The sequence below is a fragment of the Luteimonas terrae genome (genome assembly GCF_004358165.1).
Lineage (GTDB): Bacteria > Pseudomonadota > Gammaproteobacteria > Xanthomonadales > Xanthomonadaceae > Luteimonas > Luteimonas terrae.
Map to the genome: position 1 here is coordinate 194,065 of NZ_SMTG01000004.1, position 17,214 is coordinate 211,278.

General features: G+C 67.4%; 16 protein-coding genes. 10 read left to right on the top strand and 6 right to left on the bottom strand.

Annotated elements, in window-relative coordinates; translation table 11 throughout:
* Nucleotides 1–18: 18 nt before the first annotated feature.
* From E2F49_RS10120 to E2F49_RS10130, 3 genes are all read right to left on the bottom strand, one after another.
* On the bottom strand, nt 19–1,131 hold the full coding sequence (locus E2F49_RS10120; RefSeq protein ID WP_133393776.1) for a DJ-1/PfpI family protein: 1,113 nt from the start codon (nt 1,129–1,131) through the stop codon (nt 19–21).
* A gap of 71 nt (nt 1,132–1,202) precedes the next feature.
* The gene (locus E2F49_RS10125; protein WP_243713564.1) at nt 1,203–3,422 is read right to left on the bottom strand and encodes a DUF5916 domain-containing protein; all 2,220 of its coding nucleotides are present in this window, start codon (nt 3,420–3,422) and stop codon (nt 1,203–1,205) included.
* A gap of 139 nt (nt 3,423–3,561) precedes the next feature.
* Nucleotides 3,562–3,819, bottom strand: a complete 258-nt coding sequence (locus E2F49_RS10130; protein ID WP_133393777.1) for a hypothetical protein — start codon at nt 3,817–3,819, stop codon at nt 3,562–3,564.
* 114 nt (nt 3,820–3,933) lie between these two features.
* Here E2F49_RS10130 and E2F49_RS10135 point away from each other — a divergent pair, with 114 nt between their 5' ends.
* The 6 genes from E2F49_RS10135 to E2F49_RS10160 all read left to right on the top strand — a co-directional run bounded on the left by E2F49_RS10135 (nt 3,934) and on the right by E2F49_RS10160 (nt 10,308).
* Entirely contained in the window at nt 3,934–6,021 is a 2,088-nt protein-coding gene (locus tag E2F49_RS10135) for a hypothetical protein (RefSeq protein WP_133393778.1), read from the top strand.
* A gap of 210 nt (nt 6,022–6,231) precedes the next feature.
* Nucleotides 6,232–6,876 (top strand): TetR/AcrR family transcriptional regulator, encoded by a 645-nt coding sequence (locus E2F49_RS10140; protein ID WP_133393779.1) that lies wholly within the window; start codon nt 6,232–6,234, stop codon nt 6,874–6,876.
* Nucleotides 6,873–7,841 carry an HlyD family secretion protein gene (locus E2F49_RS10145; protein WP_133393780.1) on the top strand — a complete coding sequence of 323 codons (969 nt, stop codon included), beginning with the start codon at nt 6,873–6,875 and terminating at the stop codon, nt 7,839–7,841. The genes E2F49_RS10140 and E2F49_RS10145 overlap by 4 nt, the downstream gene beginning before the upstream one ends.
* A gap of 37 nt (nt 7,842–7,878) precedes the next feature.
* Nucleotides 7,879–8,805, top strand: a complete 927-nt coding sequence (locus E2F49_RS10150) for an ABC transporter ATP-binding protein (protein ID WP_133394106.1) — start codon at nt 7,879–7,881, stop codon at nt 8,803–8,805.
* A 14-nt stretch (nt 8,806–8,819) separates the two neighbouring features.
* A complete protein-coding gene (locus tag E2F49_RS10155) occupies nt 8,820–9,899 on the top strand; it encodes an ABC transporter permease (protein ID WP_133394107.1) in 1,080 nt (359 codons plus the stop codon).
* A gap of 115 nt (nt 9,900–10,014) precedes the next feature.
* Nucleotides 10,015–10,308, top strand: coding sequence for a DUF1801 domain-containing protein (locus E2F49_RS10160; RefSeq protein ID WP_208004853.1), 294 nt, complete (start codon nt 10,015–10,017; stop codon nt 10,306–10,308).
* Between the two features lie 27 nt (nt 10,309–10,335).
* On the opposite strand, the gene E2F49_RS10165 is transcribed toward E2F49_RS10160, so the two are convergent.
* Complete coding sequence (locus tag E2F49_RS10165; protein ID WP_133393781.1) at nt 10,336–10,845, bottom strand: CIA30 family protein; 510 nt, start codon at nt 10,843–10,845, stop codon at nt 10,336–10,338.
* Nucleotides 10,842–11,822: an NAD(P)H-quinone oxidoreductase gene (locus E2F49_RS10170; RefSeq protein WP_133393782.1), complete on the bottom strand. Its 981-nt coding sequence runs from the start codon at nt 11,820–11,822 to the stop codon at nt 10,842–10,844. Before E2F49_RS10170 ends, E2F49_RS10165 begins: the two co-directional genes overlap by 4 nt.
* Before the next feature lie 180 nt (nt 11,823–12,002).
* On the opposite strand from E2F49_RS10170, the gene E2F49_RS10175 reads away from it, so the two are divergent.
* Nucleotides 12,003–12,359: a hypothetical protein gene (locus E2F49_RS10175; RefSeq protein ID WP_133393783.1), complete on the top strand. Its 357-nt coding sequence runs from the start codon at nt 12,003–12,005 to the stop codon at nt 12,357–12,359.
* Between the two features lie 51 nt (nt 12,360–12,410).
* Here E2F49_RS10175 and E2F49_RS10180 read toward each other — a convergent pair whose 3' ends face one another.
* Entirely contained in the window at nt 12,411–13,619 is a 1,209-nt protein-coding gene (locus E2F49_RS10180; RefSeq protein ID WP_133393784.1) for a cation:proton antiporter, read from the bottom strand.
* Nucleotides 13,620–13,639: 20 nt separating this feature from the next.
* Between E2F49_RS10180 and dcm the strand changes: the two genes are divergently transcribed.
* From dcm to E2F49_RS10195, 3 genes are read left to right on the top strand one after another with little or no spacing between them, the layout of a single operon-like run.
* Nucleotides 13,640–15,133 (top strand): DNA (cytosine-5-)-methyltransferase, encoded by a 1,494-nt coding sequence (gene dcm, locus E2F49_RS10185; protein ID WP_279487346.1) that lies wholly within the window; start codon nt 13,640–13,642, stop codon nt 15,131–15,133.
* Nucleotides 15,134–15,137: 4 nt separating this feature from the next.
* A complete protein-coding gene (locus E2F49_RS10190; protein ID WP_133393785.1) occupies nt 15,138–15,593 on the top strand; it encodes a very short patch repair endonuclease in 456 nt (151 codons plus the stop codon).
* Nucleotides 15,565–16,959, top strand: coding sequence for a type II restriction endonuclease (locus E2F49_RS10195; protein ID WP_165971196.1), 1,395 nt, complete (start codon nt 15,565–15,567; stop codon nt 16,957–16,959). The genes E2F49_RS10190 and E2F49_RS10195 overlap by 29 nt, the downstream gene beginning before the upstream one ends.
* The last annotated feature ends 255 nt before the right edge of the window (nt 16,960–17,214 follow it).

The following is a 17,214-nucleotide window of genomic DNA, read 5'->3' on the forward strand; positions in this document are numbered from 1 at the left end:
AGCGGGTGTGCGCATTCGTCAGCCGTCGATCCGTTGAAGGAGTGTCTCAGCCTGTTCCAGGCCCGGCGACGCTTCCAGTACCTGAAGTACCAGACGCCTCGCCTGGGCATGCTCACCCAGACGCAGGTGCGCCTCTGCGGCGGCGAGTTCGAGTTGCGGCTCGCGCATGTACGGCAGCGCGAGCGTCATGGTCTGCAATGCGGGACGCAACTGCGCGGCATCGTCACCCGCTGCCTGCGCCTGGTAGTAGCCGAGGATGCCGATCAGTTCGACATGGAACTGCCCGGGTGCCTGCGCCAGTGCGGCAGTCGCCGCGTCGAGCTCGCCACGACGCAGGCGCTCCACCAGCGCCATGCTCTGTTCGTCGCGCCAGAGCGTGCGCGCCACGGGTGTCCGGCCCAGCCCGCGCACGATGGCCTCGGCAACCGCAGGCGTCGAGTACGGGTTCTGTCCCGTCACCAGACGGCCATCCACGACCAGCCCCGGCATCATCAGCGGCGATTCGCTCCACAGTGCGCCTCGCGCACGCAGGGCATCCTCGAGCAGCCAGGGGAACTCGGCCGCCCACTTCTTGCCGAACAGCGCCTCCTCCTCGTTGGTGAAGCCGGTCATGTGACGCCCGGCGACGAGCGCGCTGCCATCGCCCAGACGCACGTCGACCAGCGCGGCCGGCCCGTGGCAGACCGCCGCAACGACGGCGCCGTTGTCCCAGGCATCGGCGATCAGGCGCTGCAGCGGGACATGCCCCGGCAGATCGAACATCGCGCCCTTGCCGCCAACGACATAGATGGCCGCGTAGTCACCGGCGTGCAGATCTTCGATCCGGCGCGTGTCGGCGAGCCGGCGCATCGCATCGGTATCGGCCAGCAGGGCCGCATTGAACAGTTCGTCAGGGTTGTACTTGTCCGCTTCGACAGGCCCGCCTTGCGGACTGGCGACTTCGACCGACAGACCGTTGGCTTTGAAGATCAGCCAGGCTTGCGACAGCTCGTCGAACTCGTAGCCCGGGCGCGTCTTGCCGGCATCGCGGCCCTCGCCGCTGAGCACGATCAACACGGTGTCGGACGCTCGCGCATGCGCAGGCAGGTACAACGTCAACACGAGGAGGAAAGACAGCAGGTATCGGAACATCGGGGTTCTCCGGATCGGGCGACAGGTCCAGCGTCGCGCCACCGGATCAAGAGAACTTCAAGACACGGCGCCTATAACTCGAACCGGTAACTCAGCTTCACCGCCAGCTGCTCGTCGTCGCGCAGCGACAGGCTGTCGTAGAGCGCGTCGTCGACGCCGTCGCTGCCGGGCGCTCGCGCGTAGCCGCCGCGGGCGTAGACCACGTAGAGATAGGACAGCGGCGCCAGTTCGTAGCGGTAGCGCACCTGGAAGCCCAGGTTGCGCACGTTGAAATCGTCGACGGCATCGGTGGCCGCGATGGGATTGCCGGCCGGGTCGAAACGCCAGGCGCCGGTGGCGCGCGCGCCGATGCCGATGGCCTGCAGCTTTACCCGCAGTTCCTGCCGCGCGTCGAGCGTCCAGTCCAGGCCGGTGTTGAAGCGCGTCTCGCGGCCGTCGAACGTGCCGATCAGATCCGGACGATCGGCGCCCTGCCAGATCAACCAGTCCGGTCGGCGGATCACGATCACCTCCGCGTTCAATCGGAACGCGTCGCTGACGAAATAGGTGCCGCCCAGCCAGCCGGCGTGCCCGAAACGATCGTTGCCGGCCAGTCCGCCGCTGAAGAGTTCGACGCCGTACTCCGGCGCCCAGTTGCCTTCGCGCGGACGCTCGTATTCCCAGGTCGCGCTGATGTTCTCCGGCAGCTTGACCAGACCGTTGCCGCGCAGCAGCTGGTCGTTGACGCCGGCGCTCTCGATGTCGATCTGGAAATCGCCGCTGCCGCCGTTGCGCAGCTGGCTCTGCCGGCTCATGCGGAAACGGTCGTTGAGCTTGTCGCCGCGGTCGTTGTGATTGGTGCTGACGCGCCAGCGCCAGTCCACCGATGCGTTGCGCGAGGTCTCGGGCAGATCGGTGAAGCGCTTGCGCACTTCCCAGTGCAGGTAGTTGGTGCTGGCGCGCGACAGGTAGCCGAAGTCGTTGAGCTCGAGGTCGTGTCCGAAGTGCATCGCGATCCACTGCTGCCGCCAGCCGTCGTCCATCTCGTAGTCGGCCCACAGCGTCGCGCCGAGATCCTGCACGGTGTCACCGCCCTGCGCGATGCGGCTGCCGATCAGGCGGCTGCGCACGTTCCAGCGTTGCGTGGGCCGCCAGTTGTGATCGACGCCGAGCACGGTCGCCTCGCGGCCGCGGAAGGGATCGTCCACGCGGGTGAGCATCGCGCCCAGGTTCTGGGTTTCGAAGTCGCGCACCAGGCGCAGCGCCTGGTAGCTGCGACCGGTCGGGCCGTCCTCCTCGGCCGCGAACACGCCATAGTTCGCGCGCCCCAGGCTGCCGTTGAACTTGACCGCCGCATCGATGTCGCCGGTGCTGCCCACGCGTCGCGTGTAGAGCAGCTGGCTGAAGTCCGACGGCGTGGTGAACTCGAAGATGCCCTGGTTCTCGGTGAAGAACGGGCGCTTGTCGCTGATGAAGGTCTCGGTGGCGCTGAAGTTCACCACCAGGTCGTCGCTTTCGACCTGGCCGAAATCCGGGTTCACCGTGGCCGCCAGCTGGAAGCGGCTGCTCGGCTTCCAGAACACGTCGACGCCGGCGTTGAAGTCGCTGCCCGTGCGCACGTTGTCGTACAGGCCCGAGGCATATGGCGTCACCGCGAGCAGCGACTGGCTGTAGGCCTGCACGGTGATCGGCGCGAAATCGGACAGGAATCGCGGGCGCTCGAAGCTCGCCACCGGCCAGGCCATGCGTTCGCCGGTCGAGCCGATCACGCGTGCCAGGAAGACCTTCAAAGTGCGCATGCCCTCGGGTCCGTCGCGCATCGGTGCGGTGTGCCAGGGAATCAGCACTTCTACCGACCAGCCATCGGCGTCCTCGGACACGGCGTGCTGCCATTGCCCGTCCCAGTCGCTGTTGAAGTCGTTCTGGTTGGTGATGATCTCGTCGGCGATGCCGCCACTGGCGCTGACGGTGAACGCATAGCCGGTGCGGCCGTCGCCGTCGAAATCGATGAAGACGTTGACCCGGTCCACCTGTTCGTCGAAATCGCGCTGCAGCTTCTGCCGGCTCAGCGGCACGTGCGGCGGCTGCAGATTGCGGAAGGCGACGGCCAGCCCCTCCGGCGTCGCGAGCACCCAGGCCTCGGTCGACAGCGAACCGGGCTCGCCGGTCAACGGCTGCACCTTGCGGAAGTCGGTGATGCGCTGCGCGCCCGCCCACTCGTCGGCGTCGATGCGGCCGTCGATCTCGACCGCCCACGCAGGGGCGCACGCGACCGCAAGCGCGGCCGGCAGCAAGCGGCTCAACCGTCCCAACGCCCCTCTCCCTCGATTCCCTTGAAGACGCGCGCAGGCTACTGACGGCCACCGGCGGCCAGCGCCTGCCATCGGTCATGGCGACTTCCGGCGCGGCGCAGCGCGCGTCGCATGTCCGGCATGTCCGCGGCTGTCGGCGCTACAGGAGCTCGATCAGCAACAGCCCGAGCAGGAGATACGCGAGCGCAAGCAGCGCCATCCGCGTCCACTCGCTCCGATCGAAATGGAAGAACGGAAAATTCCCCAGACCATCGAGCGGCGACCATTTCGCCACACCCGTCCGGCGGTAGTAGCGATCGACGACCCGGTTGGCCGATACCAGCCAGACGATGACCAGGACGATGGCGGCAATATCCCTCATGAGCATCCGTGCGACGCGCCGCAGATGTCGGCGCACCGCATTGTGGCCTGCCCGGCGACTGCCGTCCGCGCCCCCTAGGGACACCCCCAATGCCGGCCACACGCACGGCGTCCTAGCATCCGGTCTTCCTCCGACCCGCGCGGCTCCTCCATGACTTCGATCTACGGCATCAGCGCCCAGACCTATCACCGTCTGCCGCCCGAGGACCAGGCCTCCGTCCGGGCCAGCTTCCAGTCGCAGCAGACGCCAGCCGCGCCTGCGCCACCGGCAGCCGAGCCGCTGCCCGCGCCTACCGTGGCCGGTGCGACCACGGCGCAGGATGCAGTCGCCGCGCTGCATGCCCTGCCCACGCCCAACCACGCCGACCTCGGACAACTGCGCCTGCCGCCGGAAGATCGCCAGTCCATCGTCGACAGCCGCAACGCTGTCTACAACGCCACGCGCGCCGAGGCCGCACAGGCCGCGATCGATCGTCTGGCACCGCAGCGCAGCGACTACGACGCGCTGCCGCCGGCCACGGCCAACATGGAGTTCCAGTACGCGCAGCAGGCCTGGGCGCAGAACCCGTACGCGAACGAGCTGCAGCGGATCGTCGATGAAGCGACGGCATCGCCGACCGACATCCCGGCCTATCTCGATGCCGGCAGCAGCGCCGCGGACACCGCGCAGTTCACCCCCGCGCAGATCCGCGGCGCACTCGCCGCCGTCGGTGTGGACATTCCGGCAGACGCCAGCGGCGAAACGTTGCAGGCCGCGCGCGAACTGCTGGCGACGTTCCCGGTCGACGTGCTGGCGACCGCCATCAATCCGGGCAGCCAGGTCAGCTTCACGCAGGGCGCCGGTCTGGGGACACCCAACCTCGTCGGTCCGTCCGTCGGCTTCGACGTGCAGGCCGGCGCCGAGGTTTCCCTTTCGGACGTGACCACAGGCGTGGACTTCGCGCAGACCCAGCGCTTCGAGGCATCGGTCACCGTGCAAGGTGGCGCGGGCGTCGACCTGAGCAAGACGCCGCTGCAGCGCCTGTACGGATGGGCGGACAAGCTCGACCGCCTGCCCGATGCCGCGCGCGATCTGGCCAACGCCTCGCCCGTTCTCCGGCAGGTATTGAAGGGTCTCCCGGTGTCGGGGTCCTACACCGAGTTCACCGGCACGCAGCTCAGCTACGAAGCCACCGTGACCGCAGCCCAGGGCGCGCAGGTGGCAGACGGCAATGTCGATGCGCTGCCCAATCCGCTTGACCCATTGAACATGGCGTCTGGCACCTCGGTGCTGATGCGCGGCCAGGCCCTGACCGGCAGCCAGTTCGAGGCGAACTACAAGGCCTTCACGCTCGGCGGCACCACGACCGAGCTGTCCGGACTCGGCTTCGGCGTGACGCGCCTGGAAGGTTCGGTGGTCGAGATCTACTCGGGCCCGGTCGAGACGGTGGAGAACGCGTCGTTCTTCGGCCTTGGCCGGCAGGGCACACTGGCCGTCGGCTTCGGCAGCGAACTGAGCATGGAGTCGCGCGAGATGCAGATCGCACGCCTCGACCTGTCCACTGCGGAAGGCCAGGCCGCATACCAGGCCTTCGTCAGCGGTGGCACGATTCCGGACTGGGCGCCGCCGGGCGTGCAGCAGTCGGGCACCACCGAGGTGTTCTCGCATGATTACGCCCGCAGCGTGGGCCTGCAGGTGGGTGGTCTGTCGGTCGGTCTTTCGAGCGAGTCCACCGGCACCATCACCCAGACCCGCTGGGCCGACGGCACCACCGACTACACCAACACCTACACTTCGGCCACGGGCATCACCAGCGAGGTGACCTCGACGGTCAATGCCGACGGCACGCTCAATCACGACGACGCCATCTGGCGCATCGTCTATGCCGACATCGACCCGGCTTCGGCCAATTACATCGAAAGTGCCTACGACCCCTCGCAGGCTAACGATTTCGCCGACCACAACCAGCACGTCCAGTTGCAGATGACGAGCGCCGACCTGATGCAACTGCGCGACATCGCGCGCACATACGTCGGCACGCAGATGGATCCCGGGATCCTCGAAGAACTCGACAGCGGCGTGCGCTCGCCGAACCCGTTGTCGCCGGAGCAGGCGATCGCCATCGCGCAAACGCCCGACGAGGTCTTCGCCGCGCTCACCAACAGCGACAACGGCACGGCATACGCAGAGGCCTTGCTGGCACTCAGCTCCGGTGCCGATCCGATGCCGGGCAGCGTCAGGCTGGCCTCGGCAGACTGACGTCACGCGCACAGCCGCCCGGGGGCGGCTGTGTAGCTTGGCCGGGCTACCGTCGTCCCCGCTCTCCCCCCCGACCCCTGGGCAGCCCGGCGATGCATCTGGCTGGCAGCGGGACACGCCGAGACCTGATTGGTCGGGCCCACGGCCGGCCCACAAATGCATTTATCGCGCGCTCAATAATTAATTGATCGATCAATTATTATTTTGCGAATGACCTCGAAGACAACCCGGCGCGGCCCCGGCCGCCCCCAGGCCGATGCCGAGCGCCGCGAGCGGGCGCTCGATGCGGCGCTTGCCTGCTACGTACGCCGCGGCATCGGCGCGACGACCCTGCGCGACATCGCCGGCGAGGCGGACTGCACGCCCGCGCTGCTGCATTACTACTTCGGGGACGCTGCCGGCCTGCAGGCCGCGGTGATCGAGGCACGGCTGATGCCGGTGTTCGCCGATGTGCGCGACACCCTGCTCGGCATGCCCGACGCCAGCCTGAAGACGGTGCTCACCGCGTTCGTCGATCACATCTGCGCGCTGATCGAGCGGCACCCCTGGATGCCGGCGCTGTGGATCCGCGAGGTGGTCAGCGAAGGCGGCGCGCTGCGCGATCTGATGCTGACGCGACTGGCACCCGAGATCAGCGCAGTGCTCGTGCAGCGCATCGCCGCCGAGCAGGCCGCCGGCCGACTCAATGCCGCGCTCGACCCGCGCCTGCTGATGGTGTCGCTGGTCGGGCTGACGCTCTTCCCCGCTGCCGGCCTGCCGATCTGGCAGCAGCTGTTCGCCGATGCGCCGCTGCGCGTCGACCACATCCGCACCCACGCGCGCGCGTTGATCGAGCGCGGTCTGGAGCTCGCATGATCCGCATCTTCCCCGCGCACGGCATCGCGGCCGTGGCGCTCGTGGCCTTCGCCCTCGCCGGCTGCACGCGCGCGCCGGCCGAAGCGCTCGGCACGCTGGAATACGACCGCATCACCCTGCCCGCGCCTGCCGCCGAGCGCATCGTCGACATCGCCGTGCGCGAGGGCGAACGCGTCGAAGCCGGCGCGCGCGTGCTCACGCTCGAACACACGCGCGGCGATGCCCAGCTCGCGGCGGCGCAGGCCGATGTCGCGCGCCAGCGCGAGGCGCTCGACGAGCTGCGCAACGGCGCGCGTGCCGAAACGGTCGCGCAGGCGCGCGCGAATCTCTCGGCCGCGCAGGCGCAGGCCCGCGATGCACGCGCGTATTTCGAGCGCCTGCGTCCGCTCGGCGGACAGCAACTGGTGTCGCAGGCCGACGTCGATCGCGCACGCGCGGCCATGGGCAATGCGGATGGCCAGGTCGCCGCCGCGCAGGCCGCGCTCGACGAACTGCGCAACGGCGCACGGCCCGAACAGGTGGCGCAGGCGCAGGCCGCGCTCGGCGCCGCCGAAGCGCAGCTGGCCGCGCAGTCGTATTCGACAGAACGCCTCGACGTGGTCGCACCGCGCGCCGGTCGCGTCGACAGCCTGCCGTATCGTCTGGGCGACGAAGCGCCGATCGGCGCGCCGCTCGCGGTGATGCTGGTCGGCGACCAGCCCTACGCCCGCGTCCACGTGCCCGAACCGCTGCGCGCAGGCATCGAGGTCGGCGATGCGGCGACGGTGCTGGTCGGAGCGAACGGCGAACGCCGTTACAGCGGCCGCGTGCGCATGATCCGCGCCGAGCCTGCGTTCACGCCCTACTACGCGTTGACCGGCAAGGACGCCGCGCGCCTGAGTTATCTCGCCGAAGTGCAGCTCGACGACGCCGCCGCGTTGCCGGCGGGTCTGCCGCTGCGGGTGCAGTTCGATGTCGTCCGCTGAGTCGCGCGATGACAGCGCGCACGCAGGCGACGATGCGATCCACGCCCGCGGCCTGGTCAAGCGCTTCGGCGATCTGGTCGCGGTGGATCACGTGGATCTGTCCGTGCCGCGCGCCAGCGTCTACGGCTTCCTTGGGCCGAACGGCTCGGGCAAGTCGACGACCATCCGCATGCTGTGCGGCCTGCTGACGCCGAGCGCCGGCGACATCGAGGTGCTGGGCCTGCGCATTCCCGAACAGGCCGACGCGCTGCGCTTCCGCATCGGCTACATGACCCAGAAGTTCTCGCTGTTCGAGGACCTCACCGTGCGCGAGAACCTCGAGTTCCTCGCCGCCGTCTATGGCCTCTCGCGCGCCGCCACCCGCTCGCGTGTCGATGAACTCGTCGAGCGCTACCACTTCGCCGACCGGCAAAAGCAGCTGGCCGGCACGATGAGCGGCGGCCAGAAGCAGCGCCTGGCCCTGGCCGGCGCGGTGATCCACGCACCCGAGCTGCTGTTCCTCGACGAGCCGACCAGCGCGGTCGATCCCGAATCGCGTCGCGACTTCTGGGAGTCGCTGTTCGAACTCGCCGATGCCGGCACCACGCTGCTGGTGTCCACGCACTACATGGACGAAGCCGAGCGCTGCCACCGCATCGCGATCCTCGACCGCGGCGTGCTCGTCGCCGATGGCGCACCCGGCGATCTTGCCGACGATCTGCGCGGTCGCAGCCTGTCGGTGCGTGCCGCGCAGCCCCGGCGCGCGCAGCAGGTGCTGTCCACGTTGCCGGGCGTGCTCAGCGTCGCGCAGATCGGCAACGACCTGCGCGTGCTGTCGGTGCCGGGTGCGGACAATGCCGAGGTCGTCGCGCGCGCTCTGCACGCCGCCGGCCTGCAGGCGGAGGTCGACGCGGTGTCCGCCAACCTGGAAGACGTGTTCGTCGCCGCCACGCGCAGCCGCGAAGGCGCGGGAGACGCATCGTGAGCGCGCTGCGCCGCATGTGGGCCGTCGCGCTGAAGGAGCTGCGGCAGATGCGCCGCGACCGCATCAGCGTGCTGATGATCGTGATGATCCCCGTCGTCGATCTGCTGCTGTTCGGTTACGCGATCAACTACAACCCGCGCAACCTGCACGCCGCGGTCGCCGACCAGGCGATGACCGCGACCTCGCGCGCCGCGGTGATGGACATGACCGCGACCGGCATCATCCGCCTGCACGACGTGGCCGACACACCACAGGCGCTGGTCGACATGCTCCGGCGCGGCGAGGTCAGCGTGGGCATCGCGATTCCGCCCGACTACGAGCGCCGTCTCGCCGATGGTCGCCCGGCCGTGCAGGTGATGGTCGACGGCACCGACACCGTCGTGCAGGCCGCCGCCAACCAGCTGGCGCAGATGCCGCTGGAACGTCCCAACGGCGGCCGCATCGCGCCGGACGCGCCGCAGATCGAAGTCGTGAGCTTCTACAACCCAGAGCGGCGTTCGGCGGTCAGCATCGTGCCCGGCCTGATCGGCCTGATCCTCACCATGACGATGATGATGTTCACCGCCATGGCGGCGGTGCGCGAGCGCGAGCGCGGCAACATGGAACTGCTCATCGCGACGCCGCTCAGCCGCAGCGCGCTGATGGTCGGCAAGGTGCTGCCCTATGCGGTCATCGGCCTGATCCAGACCACGCTGATCCTGGTGCTGGGGTTCTGGTTCTTCGACGTGCCGCTGCGCGGCAGCCTGCTCGACGTCTATATCGCCTCGGTGCTGCTGATCCTGGCCAACCTGTCGATGGGCCTGCTGATCTCGAACTACACCAGGACGCAGTTCCAGGCGATCCAGGTGGCGATGCTGGTGTTCCTGCCGTCGATCCTGATCTCGGGTTTCATGTTCCCCTTCGCCGGCATGCCCGATGCCGTGCAGTGGGGCGCCGAAGTGCTGCCGATGACCCAGTTCCTGCGTCTGATCCGCGGCGTGATGCTGCGCGGCGCCAGCATCTGGGAGCTGTGGCCGGCGGTGCTGGCGCTGGTCGGGTTCACCGTGGTGACGATGGCGCTGGCGATCGCGCGCTTCCGCAAGCGGCTGGACTGAAAGGCCGCATTGCTACCCTTGCGGTCGACACCGCCGCAAGGAGCGCTCGCCCGTGACTCGACCGACCTCGCATGAAGCCTAAATCGACGCCGCGCCCGAGGCGTTTCGCGACGCGTTGCGCCAGTTGCGCGACCAGCTCGCAGGTGCACTGCCGGACGCGGAGGCCGTCATCAAGTACGACATGCCGGGTTTCCAGATCGGCGATGCGGTCGTCGTGGGCTACGCGGCCTTCAGCCGGCAGTGCGGGCTGTACGTCGACCCGGCCGCCATCGCCGCGTGCGCGGACGCGATCTCGGCCGCGAAACTCAAGGCCACCAGGACCGGCGTGACATTCAGCGCGCGCCACCCGATGCCCGAGGCGCTGGTGATGCGTCTGGCCCACGCATCGCGCAAGGCGAAAGGCGTCTGACGACACTTTGCTGCCGTCGCAGTTGCGTCAGTCGTCGCCCGCTGGCGGTTGCGGTCTGATCCACTCGACCTCCAGCCGGAAATCGCCGGCCTGCCCATCGGCGATCAGCAGGCCGACTTCCTCGACCTTCGACAGGTCGAGCGCGGGGCCATCGAGGACGGTGCCGCGCCAGGTCGGCACCATGTCGGCAAACACGACGGTCGCCTCGATCCACTCGTTCGCACGGGTCTCGAAGTCGCCGCGCCATGACACGCGCGAATCGCGATATCGCGCGTCCGTCGACAGACGCAGCTGGTAGACGCGCCCATCGCCGCGGACGCGCAGACGCATCGCGGTCGCATCGCGCAACTCGAAGGCGCCGCGGACGCGGATCGACGCGAAGCCACCGTTGTCTTCCAGCGACGTCGTGCCCGAGAACCGCAGCAGGCCGCCCTGCACCTCGACGCGGCTGCGCGAGTGTCCGCCCATGACGTCGTCGTTGCGCGTGAACCACTGCGCGTCGGTCGACCCGACCGGAAAGGCAGGCGACGTGCTCATGCGACCTCCAGCACGACCTTGCCGAAGTGCGCGCCGCTCTCCAGATACGCATGCGCGGCCGCGGCCTCGGTGAGCGGGAAGGTGCGGTCGATGATGGCGTTGACCCGGCCTGTCGCGACCCACGGCCAGACCACGCGTTCGACCGCCACCGCCAGCCGCGCCTTCTCGTCGGCGCTGCGCGGTCGCAGCGTGGACCCGGTGATGACCGCCTGCTTCTGCATCAGCCGCATGACCGGCACCTGCAGCGTCGGCCCGCCCAGCGAGGCGATGTAGACGATGCGGCCTTTCGGGTTGAGCGCATCGAGCGTTACCTCGAAGGTCGGCGCGCCGACCATGTCCAGCGCCACGTCGATGCCGCCATGTGCCTTGGCGACCGCGCCGAAGTCCGACGTCGACGTGTCGACCGACACATCCGCGCCGAGTGCCCGGGTCTGCGCGGTCTTCTCGGCACCGCGGCTGCTGGCGATGACATGCGCGCCGGCGGCCTTGGCCATCTGGATCGCGGCGACGCCGATACCCGAGGTCGCGCCGTGCACCAGGAGCCACTCGCCGGGCTGCAGCGCGCCGTGCTCGAAGACGTTGGCGTACACGGTGAACACCGTTTCCGGCAGCGCCGCCGCGTGCACCCAGTCGAGCCCTTCGGGCATGGGCAGCACGTGTCGCGCATCGGCCACCGCGTACTGCGCGTAGCCGCCACCGCCGAGCAGCGCACAGACCCGGTCGCCGGTCTTCCAGCGTCCCGCGCCCTCGACGATCTCGCCAGCGACTTCCAGCCCCAGGGTGTCGGGCGCGCCGGGCGGTGGCGGATACGTGCCACCGCGCTGGGCGATGTCCGGCCGGTTCACGCCCGCGGCGCGCACGCGGATCAGCACCTCGCCCGCCTTCGGCACCGGCCGCGGCAGCTGTACCGGGTGCAGGGCATCGGCGTCACCGGTGCCATCGCGGATGGCGATGGCGGTCATGGAGGGGTCTGTCATCGCAAGTACCTGCAGTCGCGGAGGTCGCCACCTTAGGCGCGTGCGCGTGGTGGCCGGGTGTGGCCGGCGGCGCCCGTTGGTGTCGCGTCAGCCTGCCCCCACGTTGCACCCCCGCGGCTGTCGCGCGATGCGGCCGCATCGGTTAGGTTCACTGCTCCATTCGACAAGGACGTTGTCATCATGCGCATCCCGCCCCTCGCAACCGCACTGACCCTGGCCCTCGCACTGACGGCGACACTGCCCTCCCTCGCACAGGCCCACGCGAACACGGCGCCCACCGCAAGCTATGTCACCGAACGCCCCGTGGCCGATGCCCGCGACTGCCTCGCCATCATCTTCGGCGCCATCGCACGGGAGGGCTACGACGTGGCCTGGATGGGCGAGAGCGCGCGGCCGGTGGTGTGGGTCACGAACCAGCACATGCTGCTGGCCTCGGTGCATCTGCAGGAAACGCCGGAAGGCACCCGCGTCGACTATCGCGCCGAGCGCCCGCCGCAGGCGCAGGATTTCGAGAAGGCGCTGATGACCTGCAAGTGAGGCACGGTGCCGGCCAAGGCACCGGTGCCGGTACCACCCCCCCCCCCGCAATCAGCTGTCGGACCGCCGTACCTGATCCAGGCGCAAGAGCTTGGGCGTCACCACCGGAATGGTCAGCATGGTGCTCATCACCGCCATCAGCAGCAGCGCGGTGAACGTGGCGCTGGAAATGATCGCCTTGTCCAGCAGGATGTTGGCGAAGATGATCATGATCAGCGCCTTGGTCTGCAGCAGCCAGCCGATCAGCGAGGCCTCGCCCGGCCGCCAGCGCAGGATGCGCCCGGCCAGATGCACACCCGCCAGCTTGCCGGCGACCGACGCCACCAGCAGCACCAGCGCGGCGGCAAACACCGTGACGCCGCCGACATCCCACTGCGTGCGCAGACCGGTGCTGAGGAAGAACACCGGCATCATCACCAGCAGCACGTTGTGGCGCAGGCGGTCCATGTCGCCCTGGTCGAACCAGTCGGCGTCGATGACCACGCCGGCCAGGAACGCGCCCACCATGAAATGCAGGCCCGACCAGTCCGCGCCGAACGCGCACACCGCCAGCCAGATCAGCATCACGTACCAGCGGTCGCGCTCGGGCAGTGCGCGCATCAGCTTGCGGAACAGCACGCAGGCCACGCCGAACGCCAGCAGGAAGCCCACCTGCCGCCCGATGCGCTCCCAGTCCAGCAGCACCAGCGCCAGCACGCCCCAGATGGCGATGTCGTCGAGGCTGGCGTAGCGCAGGATGCGCTGGCCGATCGGCTGCCGCAGGATCTCCAGCTTCTCCATCAGCAGGATCAGGATCGGCAGCGCCGTCACCGCGCAGGCCATGCCCACGCCCACGACGAACTGCCACGGCTGACCTTCCAGGCCCATCCAGCCGGGAAAGCGCAGCATGCCCAGCGCGGCCAGCGCGCCGAACACCAGCGGCACGCCCAACGCGAGCCCCGCGGTGATGCCGCTCTCGCGCCGGTTCGCCCAGGCCTTGCTCAGATCCAGCTCGATGCCGGCGATCAGCACGAACAGCATCACCGCCCACGCGCCCAGGCCATTGAGGATCTGCACCACCGGCCCGGTGAACACGAAGCTGTAGTACGCCGGAAACGCCGCGCCCAGAATGCCCGGTCCCAGCAGGATGCCGGTGATGATCTGCACGACCACCAGCGGCGCGAAATACTCCGTGCGCCCCACGCGCCAGATCAGATACGGCACGCAGAAGATGATCGCCATTGCGATCAGGAACACTTCCATGGTGGTGACGGCATGCATCGGGCGGGCGCCTGTCCGGGTTGTCAGGCGCGGAGTATGCGGAGTGCCGGAAGCACCGCAAAGAGGCGGGACCAGCTACGGCCCGCCGGAGACAGAGCCCGGCTGAAACGCCCAGCGCAGCAGGTGCTGCTTGCCAGATCGGTGCCGACACGTTCTCCAGCAACACGGGAATCTCAGAAACTGAGCCGCAGATCGGTTCTCATCATGCACCCGCTGTTCCCCCACGGGACAGATTCGGACACAATGTCCACCTGATTCCCGGAGTGCCGATGAACACCTATTCGCTGATCGACTACACCCTCGAGCGCTACACCACCCGGGAGGTCGCGATGGCGCTGGGGGTGGACGCACGCACCGTGCGCCGGTGGCAGACACGGGAGACCGAGCCGCCGCCGTATGTGGACGACGCGATCCGTCAACGTCTGCTGCCTCTGGCCAGCAACGCGTCCAGTGAGCCGGCCGCTTTCACGTTCATCGATCTGTTCGCCGGCATCGGTGGAATGCGACTCGCATTCGAGGGCCAAGGCGGGCGCTGCGTGTTCACCAGCGAATGGGACCCGTACGCACGCAAGACCTACGCAGCCAACTTCAACGATGGCCCGGATCACGTCTTCGCCGGCGACATCACCGCCGTCCATGAAAAGGATGTGCCCGATCACGACGTGCTGCTGGCCGGTTTCCCGTGCCAGCCGTTCTCGATTGCCGGTGTCTCGAAGAAGAATGCGCTCGGGCGTCCGCACGGGTTCGCGGACAAAACGCAGGGCACGCTGTTCTTCGATGTGGCCCGCATCATCGCCGAGAAGCGACCGAAGGCCTTTCTGCTCGAGAACGTCAAGAATCTTGCCAGCCACGACAAGGGGCGCACCCTGTCGACGATCCTCGATGTCCTGCGCAACGAACTCGGTTACACCGTCACCACGAAGGTGATCAACGGCAAGCACTTCGTGCCGCAGCATCGCGAGCGCATTATCATCGTGGGCTTCCGGGAAGACGCCGGTTTCTCCTGGGAAGGTCTGGATCTGCCCGAGATCGAAACCGCGCCGAAGCTCGCCAGCATCCTCCATCCGCAGGATGGCTCCGAGCCGGAAAGCTGGACGTTCCTGGAAGGCGCCAAGCGCAAGGTGTCGGCCAACTACACGCTGTCGGACAAGCTCTGGGCCTACCTGCAGAACTACGCGGCCAAGCACCGCGAGAAGGGCAACGGCTTCGGCTTCGGCCTTGTCACCGCCAAGGACACTGCACGCACGCTGTCCGCGCGCTACTACAAGGACGGGTCGGAGATCCTCGTTTCGCAGGGCACGAAGAAGAACCCGCGCCGCCTGACGCCGCGCGAGTGCGCCCGGCTGATGGGCTTCGACGACACGTTCCGTATCCCGGTTTCGGACACGCGCGCCTATAAGCAGTTCGGCAACTCCGTCGTGGTGCCCGTTATCGCGAGTGTTGCGAAGTTGATGGCGCCTCTGCTTGAAGAAGCCGCAACGAAGAAGCCTGCGAAGACACGCAAGGTCGCCTGACGGGATGGACATCATCAGTCCGGAGCGGCGCTCCGCGCTGATGTCGCGGGTGCGAGGTAAAGACACGAAAATCGAGCTGGAGGTCAGACATGGCCTGCATGCGCTCGGCTTCCGCTACCGGCTGGGCGGCGCAGGACTGCCCGGTCGTCCGGACATCGTGTTGCCCAAGTTCCGCACCGTAGTGTTCGTGCACGGCTGCTTCTGGCATGGACACAGCTGTTACCTGTATCGCCTGCCCAAGACACGGACGGAGTTCTGGGAGGCGAAGATCGACGCCAACCGGCAGCGCGATGCACGCCAAATCGCCCAGCTGCGGCAGGCAGGATGGAAGGTGGAGACCGTCTGGGAATGCGAGCTTCGCAACCGGTCGACGGAAGAGCGGGCGGAAGTCATCATGGCGCTCGGAGCACGTATCAGAGCAAGGGAAACGGATGACCACCCAGCAGAGCCTGGACCTTGACCCGGTAAACCGGGTTGCCGAATCAGCCGCTGACGGCACACCGCTCTGGTGGAAGATCCAGGGGCTGGTGGAGGACAGCAGCAGGCTTTTCGTCAAAAAGCTTTCACGCAACGACACCTCGTGGGCGGATGACAGCGGCAAGCACCAGGCTGGTTTCTACATTCCCCGGCAGATCCGCGAAGCTGGTTTCTTTCCCGAACTGCACGCCGGAAATGCCGACAAGCCGCATATCTTCCACGCCGAGTTCGGCGTGCTGTGGCCACAGACCGGTGAAATCACCACATCGGGCATGCGGCATTACGGCAACAAAGGTCCCGAGACACACTTCACCAGGCTTCCGAAAGCGCTGTTCCAGGCACTGACGCCCGCCTCGATCCTGCTCGCCGGCAGGTTCACAGAGCCGACCGCCGGTTGCGACTACTGGATCGTGGTTCTGGACTCCGCCCGTGAAGAGGCGGAGCTTCTGGAAACCGTCCTCGATCTCCGCTCGGATTTCCACAATGGCATCTTCGAGGCCGCCGCATTCGCGCAGGCTTCGCGTCTGCAGCAGGACGAGAAGCAGGAGCTGATCGAACGGTTGCAGCATGCCCTGCGCACAGGCTCGATGGAAGCCGTGATGCGCGATTACGGTGGAATCCCAGACCCCGCCTCCATCGCGCGCGATGCGCGACAGAAGTGGCTGCGTGACAACGAGTACGCAAGCTTCGACCCTTGGGTTATTCCCCGTCCGGGCGACGCGATCATGGAGATCAGTCGCGATATCGAGTTTACGCTGTATCGCCGCTATGAGCTGCGGCGTCGCGCAGCAGAACTTGTCGCCTTGCTCGCCGGCAAAGGCGACCTCGTCTCGTCGATCGTCCATCACTTCGCCGACATCGATCGAGTGTTCCTGAGCGCAAGTCAGCAGCGCAAAACGCGTGCCGGCCGCTCTTTCGAACACCACATCGCAGCCAGCCTCTCTGCAGGCAACATCAGATTCGTCGAACAGGCTGTGACAGGTGGTCGCCGGCCGGACTTCGTGATGCCCGACCTCGAGACCCTGCAACGCAACGACCGTCAGCCAGTGGATGCATTGGTCGTCGCCGCGAAGACCACCCTTCGTGAGCGGTGGAAGCAGGTAGGGAGCGAGCGACTCAACTGCGACGTCCTGCTGGCGACGGTCGACGATCGCGTGGCGGCAACTTCGATTCGCGAGATGGCCGAGGTCGGTATCCGACTTGTTGTGCCGGAGTCGTTGAAAGAAAGCAAGGAAACCGACTATTCGACGCAGTCGAGCGTGATCTCCTTTCGCGAGTTCTTCGATATGGAGATCAGAAGCTCACGAGTCCACCTTTTGGAAAATTCCGAGCCAAGTGCTGCGAGGTGAACCTGCTCTCTCAATCTAACACTTAGGCCTGAGTGATTCAGCCGAGTACCAGCCCACTTTGTCCAAGTCAGGACATTGAGGGATAATCGGTAAGCCGTCTTATCTAGATTAGGGACGGCACTTTTGACAAATGGATCGTCGTCCCGAGGCTGGCTCGGGGAATTTGGAAGGGGAGCAATAACTGTGGCTCATTGGCAATTCCGCCCTCTGAATCCTAACGAGACTTCGGGGGCAAGCATTTCAGACGACAATTTC

Excerpts from the sequence above, each read along its gene's own strand:
- E2F49_RS10170 (WP_133393782.1), bottom strand. The coding sequence starts at position 11,822 with ATGACAGACCCCTCCATGACCGCCATCGCCATCCGCGATGGCACCGGT.
- E2F49_RS10175 (WP_133393783.1), top strand. The coding sequence starts at position 12,003 with ATGCGCATCCCGCCCCTCGCAACCGCACTGACCCTGGCCCTCGCACTG.
- E2F49_RS10145 (WP_133393780.1), top strand. The coding sequence starts at position 6,873 with ATGATCCGCATCTTCCCCGCGCACGGCATCGCGGCCGTGGCGCTCGTG.
- E2F49_RS10195 (WP_165971196.1), top strand. The coding sequence starts at position 15,565 with ATGACCACCCAGCAGAGCCTGGACCTTGACCCGGTAAACCGGGTTGCC.
- E2F49_RS10140 (WP_133393779.1), top strand. The coding sequence starts at position 6,232 with ATGACCTCGAAGACAACCCGGCGCGGCCCCGGCCGCCCCCAGGCCGAT.
- E2F49_RS10120 (WP_133393776.1), bottom strand. The coding sequence starts at position 1,131 with ATGTTCCGATACCTGCTGTCTTTCCTCCTCGTGTTGACGTTGTACCTG.
- E2F49_RS10190 (WP_133393785.1), top strand. The coding sequence starts at position 15,138 with ATGGACATCATCAGTCCGGAGCGGCGCTCCGCGCTGATGTCGCGGGTG.
- E2F49_RS10180 (WP_133393784.1), bottom strand. The coding sequence starts at position 13,619 with ATGCATGCCGTCACCACCATGGAAGTGTTCCTGATCGCAATGGCGATC.
- E2F49_RS10135 (WP_133393778.1), top strand. The coding sequence starts at position 3,934 with ATGACTTCGATCTACGGCATCAGCGCCCAGACCTATCACCGTCTGCCG.
- E2F49_RS10165 (WP_133393781.1), bottom strand. The coding sequence starts at position 10,845 with ATGAGCACGTCGCCTGCCTTTCCGGTCGGGTCGACCGACGCGCAGTGG.
- E2F49_RS10155 (WP_133394107.1), top strand. The coding sequence starts at position 8,820 with ATGTGGGCCGTCGCGCTGAAGGAGCTGCGGCAGATGCGCCGCGACCGC.